Here is a 20,315-nt window from a genome sequence, read left to right as displayed (position 1 = left end):
GGTCCTCTTGCCAAGACGCTTGACGGTTCTTTCATGCCCGGCCCAGACTGGGCCTGCCGCACCGGGAGACGATCGTTCATGGCAGAGGTCGCACTGAAGGAAATCGCCGAAACTGTCCAGGCCGCCCTAATGGGGCATGGGGCCGATACCTTTGCCGCCGCCGAAGTCGCGCGGGCGGTCGCAGCGGCGGAAGCGGTCGGCAACCGGATCTGCGGCCTTTACTATGTGGAAAGCTATTGCCGACAGCTCAGGACCGGACGCGTCAAAGGCGATGTCTCTGCGGTCGTCACAAAGCCACGCCCGGCGGTTGTACAGGTCGATGCGCGCTTTGGGTTCGCTCAGCCTGCTTTTGCCTACGGGCTGACCGTGGCGCTGGATGCGGCGCGCCAGCACGGCATCGCGACGCTGGCGATCGGCCACGCCCATACCTGCACCGCATTGGGGTATTTCACCGAACAGATCGCGCGGGCGGGCCTCATCGGCATCGGCTTCACCAATGCCTCGCCCATCGTGGCGGCACCGGGGGGACGCACGCGGGTGATCGGCACCAACCCCATCGCCTTTTCCGTGCCGGATGGGCAGGGCGGCATCGCCATGCAGTTCGACCAGTCCACCACCACTGTCGCCCGGGGCAAGATCACGATGGCCAAAGCTGCCGGAGAGACGATCCCGAAAGGCTGGGCGCTGGACGCCGACGGCAAGCCCACCACCGATCCCGAGGCGGCGCTGCAAGGGTCGCTGGTGTCGGTCGGGGGGTACAAGGGCTGGGGATTTGGCCTGATGGCAGAGATTCTGGCGGCGGGCATGGCGGGCGGCCTCTTGTCGAAGGATGTGCAGCCGCTCAAGGCGCCCGAGGGGGCGCCGCATGATCTTGGGCAGTATTATATCGTGATCGACCCATCGGTGTCGGTGGATTTCGCGGCACGTCTTTCGGCGCTGGCTCAGGCGGCCTCCGCAGATGAAGGTGCGCGGATGCCGGGGCAGGGCAAGCGACCGGCCGAGACGGTTGAGGTCAGTGATGACCTCTGGTCCGCTGTGAGGGCGCTGGCGGAGGCTTAGCAACGCCGCTGACGGGCACCGCAAACTTGATCTGGATCATGGCAGCGTCTGCCGGGTGATGCCACATGAGGGGCAATCAACAGGAGACCCGGCATGACCCACCTGACCAAGACCCTCACCCTGCTCGGCACCCTGGCCGCCTGCGCGCCCGAGACCATGCCGACACAAAGCGACGGCGCGGCCTTTTTCGCCGCCAATTGCACCGCCTGCCACGGCACCACCGGGCGCGGCGACGGGCCGCTTGCCGCGGGGCTGGAAACGGCACCCACCGACCTGACGCTTCTGACCCGCTCGAACGGCGGGACCTTTCCCCGCGCCCGCGCGCTCAGCTATATCTACGGAGACCCGGAACAGGGACACCTTGCGCGGGTGATGCCGCAGTTCGGCGGTGCGATGGAAGATGACCTGGTGCCGGTGGAGGTGGACGGCGTGATGACCCCCACGCCGCGGGTGCTGGCGGGGTTGCTGGCCTACCTTGAAAGCATCCAGAACTAGCGGCAGATCGTCTCCAGCTCGACCCCGTCCCAGGGCAGGCGCACGTCTGACTGGGGGCGCGCGGGCAGGGGGGCCACCGGCATCACCTGTGAAATCAGCGCGTGCAGTCTCTTGGTTCGCGCGCCCTGCGGCGCGAGCGCCCGGCAGCAGACGAATTCCTCCACGATCGAGCCCTGCTGTTCGTAGCCGAACTTCAGAAACTCCCGATCGGCGGAAATGTCGAAGAGGTAGGGGTCATCCTGCAAAAGGCTTTCCGACCCCGCGCGCAGCGGCGAATAGCCGGTGACATCGCGGTTCTGCCACTGCCAGACATGCGTCAGCTCGTGCGCCAGCAGCATCGCGGCGATCAGTCCGATCTGGTCGGGGTAGTCCGGCAGGTAGTCGTCCAGATACCAGTCCTTGTCGAACAGGACGGTGTTGAACAATGCCATGGCGGCGGGCTTGGTCGTGACGATTTCATCCTTGGCGGGGGGCAGGATCAGCTCGCGGCAGGTGGTGCGCGGGCGTGGTTTGCGGCGGAAGGTCACGGCGCGCAGGGGCGCGCCGTCATGCAGGCGCACGGTGCTGACGTCCAGCGTATCGCCGTGGATCCCGGCCATAAAGGCGCGTTCGTTTTCCGTCAGGGGGCGCCCGCAGGAGGCCAGCAGCAACAGGATGAGAAAGAGCCGGATCATGCGCGCAGTAAGGCGCGGCGCGGGGCCGGGATCAAGCGGAGATTGCGCCTCAGCGCGCGAATGTCGCGGTGGCCAGCGCGACCGGCTTGCCAGAGGGTTCGGCGATCAGGGTGCAGCGGGCGAACAGCATGGATTTGCCTGCCCGCGTGACCTCGGCCTCGGCACGGATGCTGTCGCCGCTGGCGGGGCGCAGGAACTGGGTGTCGAGGGTCACGGTCCCCACCGGCGCGGGGGCGTCGAGGTGGCCGAAACAGGCAAAGACCATCGCCGTATCCGCCAGTGCCGCCAGCGCCTGCCCCGAGACGATGCCGCCGACGCGGATGATGTCGGGGGTGATGGGGATGGTCAGGATGGTACGGTCCACCCCGATCTCGGTGATGGTTGGCTGCAACGCGCGCACCCAGGGGGCAAAGGCGTTTTCAAGGATGTCTTGCGCGGCTTGCGGTGTCATGGGGCCTCCGGGGCATATGGCCCCGATCCTAGGCGTGCTTCGCACTGGCGCAAGCCCCGGCAGGGGGGGGCGGGCCCGGTCACCGTAAATCTCATCCTCGCAGAAACGCGCGTATTGATCCCAAACCATTGTTCCGTCGTAGCCCCTTCCCCATGGGGGAAGGGAAGGGGCTATGCGCCAAAGGCGCATGGGATACGGAACAGATGTCGCTGGGAAGAGGATGTGAATAGCGCGCATCTCACAACAAAACACAACATCAGGGCCGCGCCCGACCTCGGGCCGAAGGCCGTCTTGCAAACTGTCCAGTGGACAGTTTGAGGCCGAAGGGGGGCGGCAGCCCCGGGGTGCACGCATGTGCGCCCTCCCCGTGGGGGAGGTCGGGCGCGGCCCGGGACGGGGTCCCGGACATGTTCCCTTAACGTAGTTTCGTACTCAGTTTTTCCGCCTTTTCGCTGAAAAGGAAGAGGTACGAAACTAAATAGTGTAATAACTCAATCATGATCTCTGCCGATTTTTGATCCGGAATAATGTTTTCGTCGAAGTGCGCTGCAACATTCCGCCCCTCGCGCATAGTATGAGAAAGCTTCTTTATGGGTTTAGTTGCTTCTTCTGACTCGCAAAAAATATCAATCAATTTGTATAAGCTCGTGTCTTTTTCTCTCAGGATATGTTTGAGAAGGCCCTCGAGAGCCCTCCCGGCGCAAGTGACCGCTGGTGAATATAGTCCCGCTCTGTAAGCAGCTTCCGCATCTCGGACGGCGCTGCTTAAAGCGGCGGGGAGTTTCTCCGGAAGTTCAACCGGCGCAATCAAATGAGACGGTGCAGGGAACATCGAAATATCTGCAACCGAAGAATTTCCATCCTGTTTGGTGTAATAGACGATAAAATTTACGCTCTCTTCACACTCTGGACATGTAGATTGAGCAGGCCAAATTGTTGGCATGGGAGTTGGATTCGAGTTTACTAATGAGAAGGTTACTTTACTCGAGCAGAACGGACAAAACGTATTTACTGATTTAGGGCGAAACTGACCATGAGTGTTTGTTCCTCCTTTACTGGTTTTGTTCCCAATTGAGACTGAAGAAGGTCTCATCAATTAAACGCCTCAAACATCCAACTCCTCCACAAACCGGGCGTTCTCCTGGATATACTGGAACCGCAGTTCCGGCTTTTTCCCCATCAGCCGTTCCACGAGGTCGCCGGTCTCGCCCGGGATGTCCTCGTCCACCGTCACCCGGATCAGTTTGCGCGTCGCGGGGTCCATCGTGGTCTCTTTCAGGTCCTTTGCGTCCATTTCGCCCAGACCCTTGAAGCGTTGCAGGTCGATCTTGCCCTTGCCGCCCAGGCCTTTCTCCAGCCAGTGGTTCTTTTCGACCTCGTCCGCCACGTAGAGCCGCTTGGCCCCCTGTGTCAGCCGGTAGAGCGGCGGGCAGGCGAGGTAGAGGTGCCCGTTGTCGATCAGCGGGCGCATCTGGGTGTAGAAGAACGTCATCAGCAGCGCGGCGATATGCGCGCCGTCCACGTCCGCGTCGGTCATGATGATGATCTTGTCATAGCGCAGGTCGTCGAGGTTGAACTTGCTGCCCATGCCCACGCCCAGCGCCTCGCAGAGGTCCGATATTTCCGCATTCGTGCTCAGCTTGCCCGAGGCCGCGCCCAGCACGTTCAGGATCTTGCCCTTGAGCGGCAGCAGCGCCTGCGTCTCGCGGTTGCGCGCGCCCTTGCCGGAGCCGCCCGCGCTGTCGCCCTCGACGATGAACAGTTCCGTCCCCTCGCGCGATTTCGAGGTGCAATCTGTCAGCTTGCCCGGCAGGCGCAGCTTCTTCGTGGCCGTCTTGCGCGCGGTCTCCTTTTCCTGTCGGCGGCGCAGGCGTTCCTCGGCCCGCAGGACAAGGAAATCAAGGATTGCGCCCGCCGATTTCGTGTCCGCCGCCAGCCAGTTGTCGAAATGGTCGCGCACGGCGTTTTCCACCATGCGCTGCGCCTCGGTCGTGGCCAGCCGATCCTTGGTCTGGCCCACGAATTCCGGTTCGCGGATGAAACACGACACCAGCGCACAGCCGCCGGTGATCAGGTCCTCGCGGGTGATCGTGCCCGCCTTGCGGTTGCCCACCAACTCGCCATAGGCCTTGATCCCCTTCAGGATCGCGGCCCAGAAACCGGCCTCGTGGGTGCCGCCCTCGGGCGTGGGAATGGTGTTGCAGTAGGACTGGATGAAACCGTCGCGCGAGGGCGTCCAGTTGATCGCCCATTCCACCTTGCCGGGGTTGCCGAATTTCTCCTTGAAATCGACCGTTCCGCCAAAGGGAGCCTCGGCATAGGTGGTCGATCCGGTCAGTGTCTCGTTCAGGTAGTCCGACAGCCCGCCGGGAAAGTGGAACGTCGCCTCCGTCGGCGTGTCGCCGTCGGGCAGGGCGGACTTCCAGCGAATCTCGACGCCCGAGAACAGGTAGGCCTTGGAGCGTGCCATCGCGAACAGGCGGGCCGGACGCAGCTTGAGCGCGCCAAAGATCTCCGGGTCGGGGTGAAAGGTGACGGCGGTGCCGCGCCGGTTCGGGGCCGCGCCGATCTTTTCCAGCTTGCCCTGGGGCAGACCGCGCGAGAATTCCATCGCGAACAGCTCGCGATTGCGCGCGACCTCGACCCGCAGGTGGTCGGACAGCGCGTTTACCACCGACGATCCCACGCCATGCAGGCCGCCCGACGTCTCATAGCTGTCGCCCGAGAATTTTCCGCCCGCGTTCAGCGTGCAAAAGATGATCTCCAACGCCGACTTGGAGGGATCCTTCGGGTGCGGATCGGTCGGGATGCCGCGCCCGTTGTCGCGCACCGTCACATGGCCGTTCTCGTGTAGTTCCAGTTCGATCCATGTGGCATGGCCCGCCACCGCCTCGTCCATCGAGTTGTCCACGATCTCGGCCACCATATGGTGCAGGGCGCGATCGTCCTTGCCGCCGATGTACATGCCCGGCCGCAGCCGGACGTGTTCCATGTCCTCCAGCACCTGGATGGAGGAGGCATCGTATTCTTTGCCGCTGGGCTGGGCACCGGAAAGCAGGTCGGTCATGGGGCATGCCTGTTTTTTTTGGTTTTGTTGACCTTCGAGTATGCCAGACAGGGGCAAGCGGGGAAAGGGCGATCACCGCTTTCATTTTGGATTCTGCCGCCTATGCTGGCTGGAACGAGCCAGCTTTCGGAGCCGCAGATGCCGCCGCCGCCCATGTCATCCGACCCAGCGCCGACCTTGGCGGACCGACCCGATTGGCGTTACCTGTTGCAGGAGTTCGACGAGCTTTACCGCTATCTGCCCGCAGGCGGCAGCGACCGCATCGCGGGCCACCAGCGCAAGGTGCGCGAGGCCATCGCGCGGCTGCTGCGCAGCCAGCCAGAGCTGCGCCTGCAGCCCCGCGCCGAAAAGCCGGTCACTGCCCATCTGCGCCGGGCGCTGGACGAGGGGCGGCAGGGTGTGCTGGCCCCGGCCGTGCGGGCGCTCGACGCGGTCACTGGCGATCTCAGCTGGCAATACGGCTACGAAAAGGTGCCAAAGGGGCTTCAGAACAGCTACGCCTACGCCGAATTCGCAGGGCCCAACGGCCCCGTGGTCGGGCCTGAGATCATTCTGGGCGTGGTGCTCTTCGCGCCCGGCTGCACCTATCCGGCCCATGCCCACAAGGGCATCACCGAAAGTTATGTCTGCCTGTCCGGCGCGGTGTCAGAGAACCATCAGGGCGTGTACGTGCCCGGCTCGATGATCTTCAATCCGCCCGACCATCTGCACCGGATCACGGTGGGCAAGCGTGAACCGGCGCTTCTGGGCTACGCCTGGATCGGCGCGCCCGGGGATCTGCACCAGCAGAAGATGGTCTTTACCCGGCCGCGCAAGGCCTGAGTCAGAGCAAGCCCGAGACCTGATGCGCGGGCGCATTCAGCCCGTTCCGGTCATAGGGGCGCCAAAAGGCCGACAGGACCAGCGCGATCAGGGTAATGGCGATGGCAAGCAATGGTACGATACGAAGCAGCATGGCGAAAATTCCGTTCTTTACAGGTCCCGCCTTTGACCTGACACACTCCGTACCGCCGATGTCCCGAGAGCGCGAAGCGCGGCAGGGTATCGGCGATCCAAGTTTAAGGCGGGGCGCTTTGAAATAACGGAATTCTGTGGTCGCCGCCCCGCTGAGACAAGTCAGGTATTCCTGACCGGCCCCGGCGTGGGCTTTCCGTGCTTAGCCCCCGTCGACCCATCCCAGAACGGCCTGCGCCACTTCCTGCGGCTTCTGGTGGTGCAGCCAGTGATCCGCCCCGTCGATCTCTACCCGCGTGAGATCGGGGGCGAAATCCTCCAGCCCTGCTGTTGCCTCGGGCAGCAGGGCGGTGTCGTTCATGCCCCAGATCAGCAGATGCGGGCAGCGCACCTTCAGCCGGTCGAGAGGCAGGTCCGGCATCTCGACCGTCTCGCCCGGTGCCGGAACCATCAGCGGCGAGGCGCGGTACCAGTTCACCATGCCGCGCAGCCGCCCGGGCCGCGACCATTCCGTCACGTAGGCCGCCCGCGTCGCCCCGCTGAGCCATTCCATGTCCATACGGGACGAAAACACGTTCAGCAGCTTGGAACAGCCGTCCCGGCCCAGCCGGTCCTCGGACCCTTCGGCACGCAGGTAGTGGATGTATTGCGACGCCTCGGCCTGCGCGCCGCCTGCCGCCAGCGCCCGCTGGAAGGGGACGGGATGGACGCCGTTCATGATGATCAGCCTGTCCACCAGATCGGGCCGGGACATCGCCAGCCCATAGGCCACCGCGGCGCCCCAGTCGTGTCCCAGGACCGTCAGCGGTTCATCCCCGATCAGCGCCGCCATGTCGCCCACCAGTTTGCCGGTGGCATAGTCCGACACCTGTTCGGGCGCCCAGCTTTGGCCATAGCCGCGCTGGTCCGGGGCGATGCAGTGAAACCGGTCCGCCAGCAGCGGGGCCAAGCTCTCCCAGGCGCCGCCATACTCGGGAAAGCCGTGCAGCAGCAAAAGCCGAGGCAGGCTTTCGTCGCCCCAGTGGCGCAGGAAGAATGGATTGCCGTCCAATGTTACTGTCTCGGTGCGCGGTTCGGTCATCGGTCTTGTCCTTTCCAGAGGTGTCAGAATGTTTCGCCCGCGCGCAGGTGCTCCAGCGTCAATCCGCGTGCGGTTTCGGGTGGAAACCCCGCCCAGCCGGGGGCAAGGTAATCCGCCATCGTGGCGTCGCCCTGCAGGTGCAGGCCCATGAAGGCGCAGGCGAAATGCTGCGCGATGTTGTTCATCCGCAGAGTGTCCCACACCGGGTCGGCGTAGTGCTGGAACGGCGGCCAGCCCAGAGCGTCGGAATGCGCCCAGCTTTCGTCCGGTGCGGGCACCGGTGCTGCGGCATTGTGGCCCGCGTGCTCAAAGCTCAGCAGGAAGCGGTCCACGGCTGTCGTCTCTGCCACGATCTGGCGCATGGCGCCGCCGCCCGATACCTCGTCCGCCGTGCCCGCCATCAGCAGCATCGGCACCCGCAGACCCGCCATGCCCGCCGCCGTCCAGAACCCGTGGTTGCGGCCCCAGGGACCGATCGGCAGGATCGCCCTGATGCGCGGATCGGCCAGCGCCCGGTGTTGCGCCGCCCCCGCCCGGTGCCGCGCCAGCGTGCCGTCGCGTGGCGCGCGGTCGTGGGTCAGCGCCGCGTCACTCAGCCCCGCGCCGCCCAGCACCAGCGCCCCGTAGCCACCCATGGAATAGCCGATCACGCCGACCCGGTCGGTGTCCGTCACGGCGCCCAGCGGCCCCGGCAATGCCGCCATGGCGTCGATCACGCCGCGCTGGTCCAGCGGGCGGTGCACCAGCGTCACCGCAAAATCCTGCTGGTCGTCGTAAGTGCTGCCCGCGTGATCCGGCGCCGCCACGACAAAGCCGCGCGCCGCCAGCGCCTCGGCCAGGTGGGCCATCAGGTAGCGGTTGCCGGGATAGCCATGCGACAGCACGACCAGCGGGGCCGGGTCCGTGCTGGGCGTCGCATCGCGGCAGGCGTGACCCAGGTAGCGCACCGGGGTCATCCCGTCGCGCAGCAGCGTGTCATAGGCGGTGCCCGGTGCGGTGCCCGCCGCCGCAGGGTACCAGACCTCGGTCGTCAGCGCGCGGTCGGGCAGATCGTCTGGCCCCGGCACCCCCAGGATATGGGTCTGCACGCCCACCGGGTGCGGGCCGCGCCGTGCCAGCGCGGGTGCATCGGGCCTGATCCTGTCGATCCTGCTGGTCACGTCCGCCTTCCTCTGGTGGCAAGTCTGACCCTTGCGCGGTGTTAGGTCGTGTTGACATTCATTTTCGCCCACCCGTTTCAGTCCAAAATTGCTCAGTTCCAGGCAAGAGAGCGCAGGAATAGCCAGCTATTTCAAGCTCTCTTAACGCAGAAATGGGCCATTTTGGCGAAACCCCTTCGGGGCGCGGCGGATTTTGCCTCTGTCCTCCCGGATGGTCGCTTCCAATGATCACATTGCTGCGCTCACATCAGGGCGCCAGCGGCAAAATCCGTCTCGCGCGGGTGGGCGAGAATGGATGTCAACACGACCTAAGGCAATGGATCACAAAAGGTGACGCAGCGCGCTTTTGAGCCGGGCAAAGACAAATGCGATGCGGGCGATCCGGGCCTGGTCCTCGTGCACCACCAGCCAGACCGGCATCGGATGCACGATCTGCGGTGCCACCCGTCGCAGCCCCAATCGTCCGGCCAGCTTTACCTGGCAGAAACCCACACCCACCCCGGCACCTATGGCGGCGATCTGCGCCAGCGGATCGTCGCAGCGCAGCGCGATGCTGCGGGGCGCCTCCACCCCTGCGGCGGCAAGTGCGGGCAGGATCACGTCCTCACGGTCGTCAGCGACAAAGGGCAGGTCCTGCCAGGGCGTGCCGGGTGCCCCCGTGTCCAGGGTAGGGGCCGCGAACAGGCCCACGGCGCAATCCGGCAGGCGGACGGCCACCAGCGCCTGCTGGCGCGGCGCGGTAAAGCGGATTGCGATGTCCGCCGCGCGTCGGGTCAGATCCTCCGCCCGGTCGGTCGCTGCCACCTCGAACCGCAGACCGGGCGCGTCCCGGCGCATCTCTTCGATGAGCGACGGCAGCACATGCCCCGCGACCACCCGGCTGGAGGTGATCCGTACCACGCCATCCAGCGCCTCCGCCTCGGCGCTGGCGACGCGCCCGAGTGCCGCGGCTTCGGCGAGGACCGAGGCGGCCAGCGGCAGCAGTGTCTGCGCCATGCCCGTGGGGGTCAGGCCATTGGCGGCCCGGGTGAAAAGCTGGGTGCCCAGTTCCGCCTCCAGCGCCTCGACCTGACGGCGGACGGTGGGCTGCGCCAGCCCCAGCGCCCGCGCCGCTGCCGACAGGCTGCCGTGCTGCATGACCGCGTGAAAGGCGGGGATCAGGTCAAGGGAGGGTACGCTCATAAAAAATTGTTAGGTGGGTGGACGTATTTGGTCAATTCCTTTCAGGTCAACGATCGGCCAGTCTGGGCATACCTTGCAACCGACCGGAGAAACCCACGCCATGACCCGTTCTGCCAACCGCCCCGCCGCCGCAATGACCCCGCAGCAGATCACACTGCGGCTGGAGGGTCTGGCCCTGGCCGGGCTCTGCGTTCTCATCTACGGGATTGAGGCTGGCGCCTGGGGCCTTTTTGCACTGCTGATCCTTGCGCCCGACGTCTTCATGCTGGGCTACCTTGCCAACCGACGGCTGGGGGCGCTGTGCTACAACATCGGGCACAGCTGGCTGGCGCCGCTGGCGCTGGCCGGGGCCGGGGTGTTGACGGGGTGGCCGTCTGCGCTGCCGGTGGCGCTGATCTGGGGCACGCATATCGGGGTGGACCGGGCGTTGGGCTATGGTCTGAAGTACGGCTCCGGTTTCCGGGACACGCATTTGTCGCGGGTGTGATACAGACGCGCTTCGCCTCTTCACCTTTTCCGGGGCCGGGCGTATGGCAGGCCCATGACGACCCGGATGACATACGGCGGACATGCGCGCGCGATCCTGACCCTGGGGTTGCCCCTGATCGGCGGGCACCTCGGCCAGGTGGCCATCGGCGTGACGGACACGGTCATGATGGGCTGGTACGGGATCGAGGGGCTGGCGGCGGTCACGCTCGCCACCACCTTCTTTTTCGTACTGTTCATCTTTGGATCCGGGTTCGCATGGGCCGTCATGCCCATGGTTGCCGCCTTCGACGCGGAGGAGGATGAAACCGGCATCCGCCGCGCCACGCGCATGGGGCTGTGGCTGTCGCTGGGCTTTGCGCTGGTGGCGCTGCCGGTGATGATCTGGGCCGAACCTGTCCTGCGGATGTTGGGGCAAAGCGACACGCTGGCCCGGGACGCGGGGCGCTACCTGTCGGTTGCGGGGTTCGGCATCTTCCCGGCACTGCTGGTGATGACGCTGAAAAGCTACCTTGCCGCGCTGGAGCGGACGCAGATCGTTTTCTGGATCACCGTGGTCGCGGCGGTGGTGAATGCGCTGGCGAATTATGCGCTGATCTTTGGCAACTGGGGCGCGCCGGAGCTGGGCGTGGTCGGCGCGGCCATCGCCTCTGCCGTGACCCAGGTCGTGTCGCTGGCGGGTGTCGTTCTCTACATCGTCATCGTGGTGCCGCAGCACAATCTGTTCGTGCGCCTGTGGCGGGCGGATGGCCAGATGCTGAGCCGGGTGTTCCGGCTGGGCGTGCCGATCGGCGTGACCGCGTTGAGCGAGGTGGGGCTTTTCGCTGCCACTGCCGTCATGATGGGCTGGCTGGGCACCGTCGCGCTGGCCGCGCATGGCATTGCGGTGCAGCTCGCCTCGATCACCTTCATGGTCCACCTCGGGTTGAGCAATGCCGCCACCATCCGGGCGGGCAACGCCCACGGCCGCCGCGACAGCGACCGGTTGAGGCGTGGCGGCGTCACCGTCACCGTGATGTCGGTGGTCTTTGCGCTCTTGACCTCGGTGGTCTTCATCGGCTGGCCCGAGCCGCTGTTGTCGCTTTTCATGCAGAAAAGCGAACCCGCCCGCGACCAGATACTTGGCATCGGGGCCGGGCTGCTGGTGATGGCGGCGCTGTTCCAGTTCGTGGACGGGGCGCAGGCGGTTGCCCTTGGGCTGCTGCGCGGGGTGCAGGATACCCGCGTGCCCATGTGGATGGCCGCTTTCAGCTATTGGGTCGTGGGGTTGCCGATTGCCTATCTCTTCGGTTTTGTTCTGGGCGGCGGCGGCATCGGCGTCTGGAGCGGGCTGGTGCTGGGGCTGGGCATGGCGGCAGTGTTGCTGAACGCGCGCTTCTGGGGCGTGATCCTGCGCCAGGTGGCGCGCCCCTGATCCGGCGGTGCGCGCATCCTGTTCCCGACCCTTCGGCAGCGGGTCTTACCATCGCCGGCGGCCAATGGGTTCAGAGCCTAAAGGCGATCGGCCTTCTTGCGGACAAGCGTGCTGCGCAGATCGTGCATGGCCAGCAGCAGCGCGTCGGTCACAGCTTCGAGCTGTTCGTCCGTGGCTTTGGACTGGACCCATTGCGTGGTCAGGTTCAGGTAGTCCACCGCCCGGTGGATGTCGTCGATGTCGCGATGCGCCAGCACCGTCCGGCGCCGGTCCATCCAGGCGCGGATTTCCTCGAGGTCCGCGTCCGACAGGGTGCGGTCGCCGTGCGGTTTGATCTCGCCGTTACGGATGTTGGCCACCGCGATCTGGTCCATCTCGATCCGGCGCTGGCGGTTTTCAGTGTCGATGCGGAACACCGCTGCCCCGTTTTCGCGCACACGGAAGTAATATTCTGGAAGTTCGGTCGACATGAGCCCTCTCGCTACACACAGCCCGAGCAGAAGGCCTGAATGCGGCTGCAGGCCTCCTTCAGCGCCGCGTCGGACGTCGCGTAGCTGACCCGGAAGTTGGGTGAAAGCCCGAAGGCGGCACCAAAGACCACGGCCACGCCGCTTTCTTCCAGCAGCGCGGTGGCGAAGGCTTCGTCGTCGGTGATCCTGGCCCCGCCCGCCGAGGTCTTGCCGATCAGTCCCGCGATGGAGGGATAGACGTAGAACGCCCCCTCGGGCACCGGGCAGGTCACGCCGTCGATCTCGTTCAGCATGGAGACCACCAGGTCCCGCCGGCGCACGAACACCTCGTTGTTGGATGCGATGAAGTCCTGCGTGCCGTTCAGCGCCTCGACCGCTGCCCATTGGCTGATGGTGCAGGGGTTTGAGGTGCTCTGCGACTGGATCTTGCGCATCGCGCCGATCAGCTTTTCCGGCCCCGCCGCGTAGCCGATGCGCCAGCCGGTCATGGCATAGGCCTTGGAAACGCCGTTCACCGTCAGGGTGCGGTCGTATAGGCCCGGCTCCACCTGGGCGGGCGTGCAGAACTCGAACCCGTCATAGGCCAGGTGTTCATACATATCGTCGGTCATCACCCAGACATGAGGATGGCGCATCAGCACATCGGTCAGCCCTTTCAGCTCTGCCCGGCTGTAGCCCGCGCCGGTGGGATTGGAGGGGGAGTTGAAGATGAACCATTTCGTCTTGGGCGTGATCGCCGCTTCCAGCGCCTCGGGCGTCAGTTTGAAATCGTCTTCCAGCGTGGCAGGGGCGATCACCGGCTCGCCCCCCGCCAGCAGCACCATGTCCGGATAGCTGACCCAATAGGGCGCGGGAATCACGACCTCCTCCCCGGGGTTCAGGGTTGCCATAAGGGCATTATAGAGTATCTGCTTGCCACCGGTGGCCACACCGACCTGCGATGGTTTGTAATCCAACCCGTTGTCACGCTTGAACTTTTCGCAAATGGCCTGTTTGAGTTCTGGAATTCCGTCAACTGCGGTATACTTTGTCTTGCCAGAGGCGATTGCCGCGACCGCCGCATCCTTGATGTTTTGCGGTGTGTCGAAATCCGGTTCCCCCGCGCCAAGACCAATCACATCGCGTCCGGCTGCCTTCAGCTCCGCCGCCTTGGTGGTGACGGCGATTGTGGGGGACGGTTTGACGCGGTCAAGTGTCGCAGAGAGCAGTTCCATTACGGACCTCGGTATGTGATGAATACGCGACCCTCTTAGGGGGGACGGGCACACCGATCAAGACGGAACGCCTTTGTTCGGACGAAAGGGATGACGAATGGAAGACGAAATCGACTGGTACGGCCCCGATGCGGCCACGTTTGGCGACAGGCTCGCCGCGGCGCGTGAAAACGCCGGGATGAGCCAGGGCGACCTGGCCAAGCGCCTGGGCGTGCGGCTGTCGACGCTGCGCAAATGGGAAGACGACCTTTCAGAGCCGCGGGCAAACCGCCTGTCGATGCTGGCGGGGATTCTGAACGTCTCGATGATGTGGCTGATCACAGGCGAGGGCGAGGGGATTGGCGCGCCCGACACCGCAGGCACCGATGCTGCCGGTGTGGCCGAGGTGATGGCAGAGCTGCGCACCCTGCGTGCCGATCTGCTGCGCAAGGCCGAGCATGTGGGGCGGTTGGAAAAGCGCCTGCGTCGGGCCATGACCGACACCGCCGATGTCTGATCGGGCGGAACTGCCGGAACACCGCCTCAAGCGCCTGCACATGCGGTCGATGCGGCGCGGGATCAAGGAGATGGACCTGATCCTGCCCGCCTTTGCCAAGGCGCATCTGGCCGGGATGGATGATGCCGACCTGACCCTTTACGAAGAGATGCTGAACGAAAGCGATCACGACCTCTACCTTTGGGTCTCTGAACAGAGCCAGCCGCCCGACCGCTACGCGCGGTTCATCACCCTGATTCGCGGGCAACTGGCAGGCGGGGTCAGCCCGGCGTAAGGACGGGTTTGCGGACCGGCGGTCACGCTCTGGCGGGCGCGTCGGCTGTGCGGACACGGCTGCGATTCCATTTTTTCGGGACCTGCCCAAAATGCCCGCCCGGTCTGCACCTCATGCCAGATCGTGCGTCGCGCAGGACCGCCTGACAACTCCAGGCAATCCATCGACAGCATCTACCCCGGAAGGCCCTCCATCCTGGGAAGACTGCAAAGGCCGTCGTCCCAGCTTGCCCGGTCGTCCCATGAAATATGTGCTTCCGGGCAAATGTCAGGCGGCGTGTCCAGACTGCCTGCAGGTATCACCAGCAGGGCGCCGTCCATCTGCGGATCGGGCAGCGCCGAGCCGCAGATCGCGCAGAAGCTTTTACCGTGCCGGGTGCCCGACAACCGGAATGAGCGAACCAGATCCGCGCCCGAGAGCCAGCGGACCTTGCCGCCAGGCGCAAAGATATTGGAGGCATGGGCCGAGCCCGTGTCCTTTCGGCACCGGCTGCAATGACACAGGAAGAAATGCTCGAATGCGCCGTCTATCTCGAAGGTGATACCGCCGCAAAGGCACGAGCCGGTTGTTTTCTGGTGTGCCAATCTGGACCTCCCTCAGGGTAGTTGAACCTGTCACGGCACGCGGCCAGACACCGTTCTCCGGTGCCGCATACACCACCGCACGCCTGCTTCACGTTCCGTTTAACGAATTATTCTGCTTTTTTGCGCAGTTTCCACTCCAACGTAGCGAGTCGGAGAGAGAGATGAGCATTCAGGCCCCCATCGCCGTCCCCACCGGGGGCAAGGGATTCATGACCGGGTATCTTGAGGCGCTTTCGCTGGTGGAGCGGTTGCACCGCCTGCTGCTGGACGTCATCAAGGACGAGTTCGAGCGCGTCGGCGTGCTTGAAATCAACGCTGTGCAGGCGCTGCTGCTGTTCAACATCGGCGACAACGAGGTGACGGCGGGCGAGCTGAAGTCGCGGGGCTACTATCAGGGCTCCAACGTCAGCTACAACCTCAAGAAACTGGTCGAAATGGGATACATGCACCACAACCGGTGCGAGATCGACCGTCGCTCCGTCCGGGTGCGCCTGACCGAAAAGGGCCGGCATATCCGCGATGTGGTGGCGGGTCTCTTTGCGCGCCACGCCGGGGGGCTGGAGGACCGCGGCGTTCTGGGGCCTGAGGGGATCACCGACATCACCACGTCGCTCAGGCGGGTGGAACGCTACTGGTCAGACCAGATCCGCTATATCTATTGAGCGGGGAGGGGGGCAGCGTCGGACACGACCAGTCCCTCCATCTCTTCCAGCAGCTTTTCCTTCATCGCGCGGGCATAATCGGCATAGCCGGTCGCCGTGCGGACAAATGCGCCCGGCCCCATGATGACCTCCGCCCGAAAGTAGGCGGACAACTCGCCGATTTCGGCCTGGCGGATGTCGCCGGTGGCGGGGTCGTCCACACCGATCACCAGCGCGTTGATGGTCACGCCGCTGTCCTGCAATGTCGGTTTTACGCTGCGGGGCCGCGGACCGAGATTGGATTTCCCGTCGCCCGAAATGTCCAGCGTGCGTTTCCAGCAGTCGGTCTGGGCCGACAGCTGCCGGACCCCTTCGGTCATCGCCACGCCCAACGCGGTGCCGGGGGTGGCCACCCGCCGTTCGGTTTCGCGCAGGCGCGCGATCACCCCATCCAGCGCCGCGCCGCTGTCCAGCGAAATCCACGGCACGAGTTCGGTCTGGTCCTGCGGTCCGCTCCACTCGAACACCAGCAGTCGGATCGGCGCTTCGGGCATCGACAGGATACGTGTCCGCACCTCTGCGCTGTCCAGCGCCTGTGCCACGCCATTGATCTGCTGGCGGTATTCCCGCGCATCGACGGAACCGGAGACGTCCAGCGCCAGCGCCAACGCCTGTCGGCAGTCCGCCGTCGCACCACCCGGGGCCAAAGCAAGGCCAAGGACGAGGCCAAGAACGGCTGCGCGGCTCATCCGTTTCCCTCTGTCCGCAGCAGCCCTCCGATCGCAGCCGGGGAAAGTTCGCGCACCAGTTTCTGACGCATGGCGCGGGTGAAATCCTCGAACCCGTCGGCCACCACCAGAAACGCCCCCGGTCCGTGCAGCACTTCGCGCTGGTAGAAGGCGATCAACCCCAACTCGCCTTCGAAATCCGCGGCATTGACCGCCAGCCCGTTGACCGTCACCCCGTCGAAGGCGAACTCTCGGTAGGCGGCGGCAGGGGGGAAGCCCTCGTTGTTCTGGCCGTCACCCGCCATGTCGAGTGTCTTGTCGAGGCATGCGGGTGCGCGTTCCAGCAGCCCCGCGCCATAGCCAAGCGCATAGCCCATCGCAGTGGGAAACTCGTTATGGCTGCGCTGGCTGGCCGCCACGACCTCAGCCGCGCCGGTCAGGGCCGCGGGGCTGTCGATCATGGTCCAGTCCAGCACCACCGCCTGGTTGTAGCGTCCGGACCACTCGTAGACCGCCAGGGCCACCGGCAGGTCCGAGGCAAAGAATGCTTCAGTCACTTCGGGGGCGATCAGCGCGGAGGCCGTGCCGCCGCGCTGCAACTGATCCTCGCGTGCATCGACGGAACTGGAGACGTCAAGCGCCAGCAGCAGCGCCAGCCGACACTGCGCCGCCTCCACCGGCAGGGCCAGCAGCAGCCAGATTGCGGCAGCCCTTACCAATGGCCGGTGTTTTCCATGCTGGCCCAGGGCTCCTGCTCGGGCAGGGCGTCTCCTTCCTGCAGCAGCTCGACCGAGATGTTGTCGGGGCTGCGGACAAAGGCCATGCGACCGTCGCGCGGCGGGCGGTTGATGGTCACGCCGTTCTCCTGCAGATGGGCGCACATGTCGTAGATATTCTCGACCGAATAGGCCAGATGGCCGAAATGCCGGCTGTCGCTGGGCAACTCGTCGTCCCCGTCCCAGTTGTAGGTCAGTTCAACATCCGCATGGCCGTCGTCCATGCCGGGCGGACACAGGAACACCAGCGTGAACCGCCCGCCCTCGTTCTCGATACGGCGGCGCTCTACCAGCCCGAGCAGCTTGTAGAAGTCGATGGATTTATCGAGGTCTTTCACACGAACCATGGTGTGCAGGTATTTGATCGGCATTGGTCGTCCTTTTCTTCGCGGTTCCGGGGACGAAGGTAGCACGATGCGCGAAGGACGCCAGCCTCGCGCACATGAACGTGTGATCAGAACGCGGAGCGGATGCCCAGGTTCAGCCCGACGCGGTTCACGTCGAACAGGCCGATGTTGCTGTCGGTCTTGGACGCGCTCAGCGTCGCAGTGGGGTTGAACCCGTAGAAGTCGATCTGCTGAAAGGTCGCTGTCAGGTCGGCGGAGATCTTGAAGTCCTGCCGCCCCGCCGGGCTGTGCCGCGACACATCGTAGTCGCGCCACGACAGGCCCAGGCCCATCTGAACCTGCGCCCCCATCACCGGTCGGCCCAGCAGGTACCCGCCACGCAGTTCCATTTCGTCATAGGCGTTGTCCGCGGTGTCGGACAGGGCGGTCTCGACCCCGACCCGGAAATAGGCGGTGTCACCCGAGGCAAGCCGCTGGTTCAGGCTGCCCGCCAGCGTAAGGGTGTCGACGTCTGCGGTACGCTGGCCGTTCTGGCGTTCCGCGATCAGCGACAGGTTCAGCCGCTGGTCGGGGCTGCGTTTCCAGGTCTGTCCCACTCTGACCCGCCCGAACGCGGCATAGCGCGCCCCACCGTACCACGTCTGGCCCAGTTCCGCATCAAGCTCAAATTCGCCGCGCCGGTCCATGTTGATCTGCCGATAGCCATAGCCGATCCCGACAGACCCGAAGGCGAAGTCGGACCCGTTGACGCCCGGTGCTGCGGTCTTCGAGCTGTCCGACAGCACGAAGCTGCGATAGCTCAGCGACAGGTTCAGGTCGTTGGCGGTGGTGTCGGTCTGGCTGAACCGGTAGCGGCTACGCAGGCCCGCACCGAATTCCAGTCCCGACAGGGCGCGGGCGCTGCCTGTCAGCTCGAATTCCACAGGTTCGCCGAACAGGACCTCGGACAGCGCGTAGTTCAGCACCGAGCTGTCGCGCGCGCTGCCGTTGTTGATGTTGGAATTGGGGGCCAGCGTGAAGGTCAGGGTGGTGTGCCACGGGTTGCGCTGACGCACGTAACGGAAATCCCGCTTGGCCCGGGCGCGCAGCGCCTCGTTGGGGGCGTGCTGTGCCGCGCGACGCAGCCAAAGCTGCGCGCGGGTGCGTTTGCCGTCGGTCGACAGGATCTGCGCGGTGATCAGCGCCGAGGCATAGCGGTCGCCGTCACTTTCGGCCAATTGCCAGGCCCGCGCTGCCGCGCTGCGCGCCGATCCCAGTTTTCCCAGGTCGCGCCGGGCGCGCGCCCGGATCAACAGGGCATTCAGATCGTCCGGATCACGTTGCAGCAAGGCCCCGGCAAGGTCATCGGCCTGCGCCGGCCGCCCGACCCTGAGGCTCTGCAACGCCGCGCTGCGCATCTGGGACACGTTCAGCGTGGCTTCCGCATGGGCACCCGGCGAAAGGGCGGTCAGACCGCAGACCGCAGCCAGATACAGTATCCGGCGCAGCCTGCGCAGCGTCATGGTGTGCGATGGACGATAAAGCCGCTGGTCTCGCGCACGACCGTGCTATCGAACTCGGCGGAGTTTTCGATCACGATGACGCCGACGATCTCGTCCGGATCTTCGCCCGAAAGAATAGCATAGTAGTTGCCGTCCTCGTAGATCTGGGTCGTGCCCTCATCGTTGGTGTAGTTGCTGGCGATCGTCCCGATCGCTTCGCCATTGCCGTCGAGCACGCCGGGCCCGATCCGGAAGCGCGCGTCTGGCAGGCTGGACAGACTTGCGTCGTTCTGATTGTTGATCCGCGCCAACACCGCCGCCGTGATGTCGTTGCCGTCGATGTCGAACACCCGTCGATTGGTGAATTCACCCCGCACGCCGTCGCCGCGCCCGCCGGTATCGTCGTTGAAATCGTCGAAATCGATGGCAACCTCCACGTTCGCGGTGGTGTATTCCAGCCCGCCGCGGCCGTTGAAGTCGCGCAGGCCCGCGCTTCGGCCGTTGAACACCGCCTGGCCGCTGCTGGGCATGTTCACATCGTTGGCGCGCTGGTAGACGAAGCCGCCGAAACCGTAGCCGACATAGGCACCGGTGCGCACGATGGCGAATTGCGTCTCTGGCTGGCCGTTGGCGTCGATGTTACGACTGACGCCGTAGATCGCGCGGTGGGTCAGCTGGTTGACAGGCGTGTTGGTGACGCTGTCGGGAAACTGCTGGTCTGCTTCATAGACGCTGAAAGCGCCGTCATTGAGGCTGCTCACCGGATTGCCGCGCTGGTACACGTTGCCCCCGTCGAAGGCCAGTCCGTCCACCGTGAAGGTATCTGTCGCGCCGTCATAGCTGATCCCGGTGGCATAGCCGTTGCCGTTGGCCCCATCTTCTTCGCTGCGCGGTTCGCTGCGGAAGATGCCGTTATTTGGACTGGGCGATGCCGTACCGGGGGGCAGACCCTCGCTGTCGATTCCGCCGTCGGTGCCTCCGCCTTCTTCGGTGGGGTCTTCGGTGGCATCTTCGCCAAACGGTGCGGTGCCGCCACATCCTATAAGGAACGTGCAGAGCAACAGCCCCGCTGCATTGAATTTCATGGTTTCTGCCCTCGGATTGGTTTTTTCCCACCGTTCTCCCCGGGGTCCTGTCTTGTCAACGTTCGCCCCGGACGATGCCCGATTAAGTTGCGGATGGTGATCAAAAAGCAATACCGCATATCGCGGTTCCTAGGGTCGGTCCGCGCAGATATAGTGTGCAGCGAATCCCGCACATCACATCGCTCCCGAAAGGTCC

General features: G+C 64.9%; 24 protein-coding genes. 8 read left to right on the top strand and 16 right to left on the bottom strand.

Annotation, left to right across the window (positions count from 1 at the left end; translation table 11 throughout):
• The first annotated feature begins 78 nt into the window (after positions 1-78).
• Complete coding sequence (locus tag FIU94_RS00220; RefSeq protein ID WP_152463852.1) at positions 79-1,059, top strand: Ldh family oxidoreductase; 981 nt, start codon at positions 79-81, stop codon at positions 1,057-1,059.
• Positions 1,060-1,152: 93 nt separating this feature from the next.
• The gene (locus FIU94_RS00215; protein WP_254702575.1) at positions 1,153-1,554 is read left to right on the top strand and encodes a cytochrome c; all 402 of its coding nucleotides are present in this window, start codon (positions 1,153-1,155) and stop codon (positions 1,552-1,554) included.
• On the opposite strand, the gene FIU94_RS00210 is transcribed toward FIU94_RS00215, so the two are convergent.
• The 4 genes from FIU94_RS00210 to FIU94_RS00195 all read right to left on the bottom strand — a co-directional run bounded on the left by FIU94_RS00210 (position 1,551) and on the right by FIU94_RS00195 (position 5,746).
• Positions 1,551-2,228, bottom strand: coding sequence for a hypothetical protein (locus FIU94_RS00210; RefSeq protein ID WP_152463851.1), 678 nt, complete (start codon positions 2,226-2,228; stop codon positions 1,551-1,553). The two genes, FIU94_RS00215 and FIU94_RS00210, sit on opposite strands and share 4 nt — an antisense overlap.
• Before the next feature lie 49 nt (positions 2,229-2,277).
• Positions 2,278-2,679: a PaaI family thioesterase gene (locus FIU94_RS00205; protein ID WP_152463850.1), complete on the bottom strand. Its 402-nt coding sequence runs from the start codon at positions 2,677-2,679 to the stop codon at positions 2,278-2,280.
• Between the two features lie 415 nt (positions 2,680-3,094).
• Positions 3,095-3,772 (bottom strand): DUF4145 domain-containing protein, encoded by a 678-nt coding sequence (locus FIU94_RS00200; RefSeq protein WP_152463849.1) that lies wholly within the window; start codon positions 3,770-3,772, stop codon positions 3,095-3,097.
• Between the two features lie 12 nt (positions 3,773-3,784).
• Entirely contained in the window at positions 3,785-5,746 is a 1,962-nt protein-coding gene (locus FIU94_RS00195) for a type IIA DNA topoisomerase subunit B (RefSeq protein WP_152463848.1), read from the bottom strand.
• A 138-nt stretch (positions 5,747-5,884) separates the two neighbouring features.
• On the opposite strand from FIU94_RS00195, the gene FIU94_RS00190 reads away from it, so the two are divergent.
• Entirely contained in the window at positions 5,885-6,568 is a 684-nt protein-coding gene (locus FIU94_RS00190; protein WP_254702574.1) for a dimethylsulfonioproprionate lyase family protein, read from the top strand.
• A 1-nt stretch (position 6,569) separates the two neighbouring features.
• Here FIU94_RS00190 and FIU94_RS21120 read toward each other — a convergent pair whose 3' ends face one another.
• From FIU94_RS21120 to FIU94_RS00175, 4 genes are all read right to left on the bottom strand, one after another.
• The gene (locus FIU94_RS21120; protein WP_302848710.1) at positions 6,570-6,701 is read right to left on the bottom strand and encodes a hypothetical protein; all 132 of its coding nucleotides are present in this window, start codon (positions 6,699-6,701) and stop codon (positions 6,570-6,572) included.
• A 201-nt stretch (positions 6,702-6,902) separates the two neighbouring features.
• A complete protein-coding gene (locus FIU94_RS00185; protein ID WP_152463847.1) occupies positions 6,903-7,781 on the bottom strand; it encodes an alpha/beta fold hydrolase in 879 nt (292 codons plus the stop codon).
• 23 nt (positions 7,782-7,804) lie between these two features.
• Complete coding sequence (locus FIU94_RS00180) at positions 7,805-8,941, bottom strand: alpha/beta fold hydrolase (protein WP_152463846.1); 1,137 nt, start codon at positions 8,939-8,941, stop codon at positions 7,805-7,807.
• A gap of 321 nt (positions 8,942-9,262) precedes the next feature.
• The gene (locus FIU94_RS00175) at positions 9,263-10,123 is read right to left on the bottom strand and encodes a LysR family transcriptional regulator (RefSeq protein ID WP_152463845.1); all 861 of its coding nucleotides are present in this window, start codon (positions 10,121-10,123) and stop codon (positions 9,263-9,265) included.
• Positions 10,124-10,223: 100 nt separating this feature from the next.
• Between FIU94_RS00175 and FIU94_RS00170 the strand changes: the two genes are divergently transcribed.
• Positions 10,224-10,610, top strand: coding sequence for a DUF4260 domain-containing protein (locus tag FIU94_RS00170; RefSeq protein WP_254702573.1), 387 nt, complete (start codon positions 10,224-10,226; stop codon positions 10,608-10,610).
• Positions 10,611-10,664: 54 nt separating this feature from the next.
• Positions 10,665-12,023: an MATE family efflux transporter gene (locus FIU94_RS00165; protein ID WP_152463844.1), complete on the top strand. Its 1,359-nt coding sequence runs from the start codon at positions 10,665-10,667 to the stop codon at positions 12,021-12,023.
• A 77-nt stretch (positions 12,024-12,100) separates the two neighbouring features.
• On the opposite strand, the gene FIU94_RS00160 is transcribed toward FIU94_RS00165, so the two are convergent.
• Positions 12,101-12,493 carry a hypothetical protein gene (locus FIU94_RS00160; protein ID WP_152463843.1) on the bottom strand — a complete coding sequence of 131 codons (393 nt, stop codon included), beginning with the start codon at positions 12,491-12,493 and terminating at the stop codon, positions 12,101-12,103.
• Between the two features lie 11 nt (positions 12,494-12,504).
• On the bottom strand, positions 12,505-13,707 hold the full coding sequence (locus tag FIU94_RS00155) for a pyridoxal phosphate-dependent aminotransferase (protein ID WP_152463842.1): 1,203 nt from the start codon (positions 13,705-13,707) through the stop codon (positions 12,505-12,507).
• 97 nt (positions 13,708-13,804) lie between these two features.
• On the opposite strand from FIU94_RS00155, the gene FIU94_RS00150 reads away from it, so the two are divergent.
• Both FIU94_RS00150 and FIU94_RS00145 read left to right on the top strand, forming a co-directional pair.
• A complete protein-coding gene (locus FIU94_RS00150; RefSeq protein ID WP_152463841.1) occupies positions 13,805-14,203 on the top strand; it encodes a helix-turn-helix transcriptional regulator in 399 nt (132 codons plus the stop codon).
• Positions 14,196-14,477 (top strand): succinate dehydrogenase assembly factor 2, encoded by a 282-nt coding sequence (locus FIU94_RS00145; protein ID WP_152463840.1) that lies wholly within the window; start codon positions 14,196-14,198, stop codon positions 14,475-14,477. Before FIU94_RS00150 ends, FIU94_RS00145 begins: the two co-directional genes overlap by 8 nt.
• Before the next feature lie 173 nt (positions 14,478-14,650).
• Here the strand turns inward: FIU94_RS00145 and FIU94_RS00140 are convergent, their stop codons facing one another.
• Positions 14,651-15,061, bottom strand: a complete 411-nt coding sequence (locus FIU94_RS00140) for a GFA family protein (protein WP_152463839.1) — start codon at positions 15,059-15,061, stop codon at positions 14,651-14,653.
• A 161-nt stretch (positions 15,062-15,222) separates the two neighbouring features.
• On the opposite strand from FIU94_RS00140, the gene FIU94_RS00135 reads away from it, so the two are divergent.
• Positions 15,223-15,723 (top strand): MarR family winged helix-turn-helix transcriptional regulator, encoded by a 501-nt coding sequence (locus FIU94_RS00135; RefSeq protein ID WP_152463838.1) that lies wholly within the window; start codon positions 15,223-15,225, stop codon positions 15,721-15,723.
• Here the strand turns inward: FIU94_RS00135 and FIU94_RS00130 are convergent.
• The 5 genes from FIU94_RS00130 to FIU94_RS00110 all read right to left on the bottom strand — a co-directional run bounded on the left by FIU94_RS00130 (position 15,717) and on the right by FIU94_RS00110 (position 20,119).
• The gene (locus FIU94_RS00130) at positions 15,717-16,451 is read right to left on the bottom strand and encodes a DUF1194 domain-containing protein (protein ID WP_152463837.1); all 735 of its coding nucleotides are present in this window, start codon (positions 16,449-16,451) and stop codon (positions 15,717-15,719) included. The genes FIU94_RS00135 and FIU94_RS00130 overlap by 7 nt on opposite strands.
• Entirely contained in the window at positions 16,448-17,149 is a 702-nt protein-coding gene (locus FIU94_RS00125; RefSeq protein ID WP_152463836.1) for a DUF1194 domain-containing protein, read from the bottom strand. Before FIU94_RS00125 ends, FIU94_RS00130 begins: the two co-directional genes overlap by 4 nt.
• Positions 17,143-17,577: a VOC family protein gene (locus FIU94_RS00120; RefSeq protein ID WP_152463835.1), complete on the bottom strand. Its 435-nt coding sequence runs from the start codon at positions 17,575-17,577 to the stop codon at positions 17,143-17,145. The genes FIU94_RS00125 and FIU94_RS00120 overlap by 7 nt, the downstream gene beginning before the upstream one ends.
• An 83-nt stretch (positions 17,578-17,660) precedes the next feature.
• A complete protein-coding gene (locus tag FIU94_RS00115; protein WP_152463834.1) occupies positions 17,661-19,055 on the bottom strand; it encodes a surface lipoprotein assembly modifier in 1,395 nt (464 codons plus the stop codon).
• The gene (locus FIU94_RS00110) at positions 19,052-20,119 is read right to left on the bottom strand and encodes a hypothetical protein (RefSeq protein WP_152463833.1); all 1,068 of its coding nucleotides are present in this window, start codon (positions 20,117-20,119) and stop codon (positions 19,052-19,054) included. Before FIU94_RS00110 ends, FIU94_RS00115 begins: the two co-directional genes overlap by 4 nt.
• Between the last annotated feature and the right edge of the window lie 196 nt (positions 20,120-20,315).

The organism is Sulfitobacter sp. THAF37 (assembly GCF_009363555.1).
GTDB lineage: Bacteria > Pseudomonadota > Alphaproteobacteria > Rhodobacterales > Rhodobacteraceae > Sulfitobacter.
This window is presented reverse-complemented; position numbering and strand designations above follow the sequence as displayed.

Coding starts and splice junctions, on each gene's coding strand:
- FIU94_RS00165 (WP_152463844.1), top strand. CDS start 10,665: ATGACGACCCGGATGACATACGGCGGACATGCGCGCGCGATCCTGACC.
- FIU94_RS00150 (WP_152463841.1), top strand. CDS start 13,805: ATGGAAGACGAAATCGACTGGTACGGCCCCGATGCGGCCACGTTTGGC.
- FIU94_RS00200 (WP_152463849.1), bottom strand. CDS start 3,772: ATGAGACCTTCTTCAGTCTCAATTGGGAACAAAACCAGTAAAGGAGGA.
- FIU94_RS00145 (WP_152463840.1), top strand. CDS start 14,196: ATGTCTGATCGGGCGGAACTGCCGGAACACCGCCTCAAGCGCCTGCAC.
- FIU94_RS00215 (WP_254702575.1), top strand. CDS start 1,153: ATGACCCACCTGACCAAGACCCTCACCCTGCTCGGCACCCTGGCCGCC.
- FIU94_RS00155 (WP_152463842.1), bottom strand. CDS start 13,707: ATGGAACTGCTCTCTGCGACACTTGACCGCGTCAAACCGTCCCCCACA.
- FIU94_RS00205 (WP_152463850.1), bottom strand. CDS start 2,679: ATGACACCGCAAGCCGCGCAAGACATCCTTGAAAACGCCTTTGCCCCC.
- FIU94_RS00210 (WP_152463851.1), bottom strand. CDS start 2,228: ATGATCCGGCTCTTTCTCATCCTGTTGCTGCTGGCCTCCTGCGGGCGC.
- FIU94_RS00160 (WP_152463843.1), bottom strand. CDS start 12,493: ATGTCGACCGAACTTCCAGAATATTACTTCCGTGTGCGCGAAAACGGG.
- FIU94_RS00185 (WP_152463847.1), bottom strand. CDS start 7,781: ATGACCGAACCGCGCACCGAGACAGTAACATTGGACGGCAATCCATTC.
- FIU94_RS00120 (WP_152463835.1), bottom strand. CDS start 17,577: ATGCCGATCAAATACCTGCACACCATGGTTCGTGTGAAAGACCTCGAT.
- FIU94_RS00195 (WP_152463848.1), bottom strand. CDS start 5,746: ATGACCGACCTGCTTTCCGGTGCCCAGCCCAGCGGCAAAGAATACGAT.
- FIU94_RS00220 (WP_152463852.1), top strand. CDS start 79: ATGGCAGAGGTCGCACTGAAGGAAATCGCCGAAACTGTCCAGGCCGCC.
- FIU94_RS00115 (WP_152463834.1), bottom strand. CDS start 19,055: ATGACGCTGCGCAGGCTGCGCCGGATACTGTATCTGGCTGCGGTCTGC.
- FIU94_RS00135 (WP_152463838.1), top strand. CDS start 15,223: ATGAGCATTCAGGCCCCCATCGCCGTCCCCACCGGGGGCAAGGGATTC.
- FIU94_RS00110 (WP_152463833.1), bottom strand. CDS start 20,119: ATGAAATTCAATGCAGCGGGGCTGTTGCTCTGCACGTTCCTTATAGGA.
- FIU94_RS00190 (WP_254702574.1), top strand. CDS start 5,885: ATGCCGCCGCCGCCCATGTCATCCGACCCAGCGCCGACCTTGGCGGAC.
- FIU94_RS00175 (WP_152463845.1), bottom strand. CDS start 10,123: ATGAGCGTACCCTCCCTTGACCTGATCCCCGCCTTTCACGCGGTCATG.
- FIU94_RS00130 (WP_152463837.1), bottom strand. CDS start 16,451: ATGAGCCGCGCAGCCGTTCTTGGCCTCGTCCTTGGCCTTGCTTTGGCC.
- FIU94_RS21120 (WP_302848710.1), bottom strand. CDS start 6,701: ATGCTGCTTCGTATCGTACCATTGCTTGCCATCGCCATTACCCTGATC.
- FIU94_RS00170 (WP_254702573.1), top strand. CDS start 10,224: ATGACCCGTTCTGCCAACCGCCCCGCCGCCGCAATGACCCCGCAGCAG.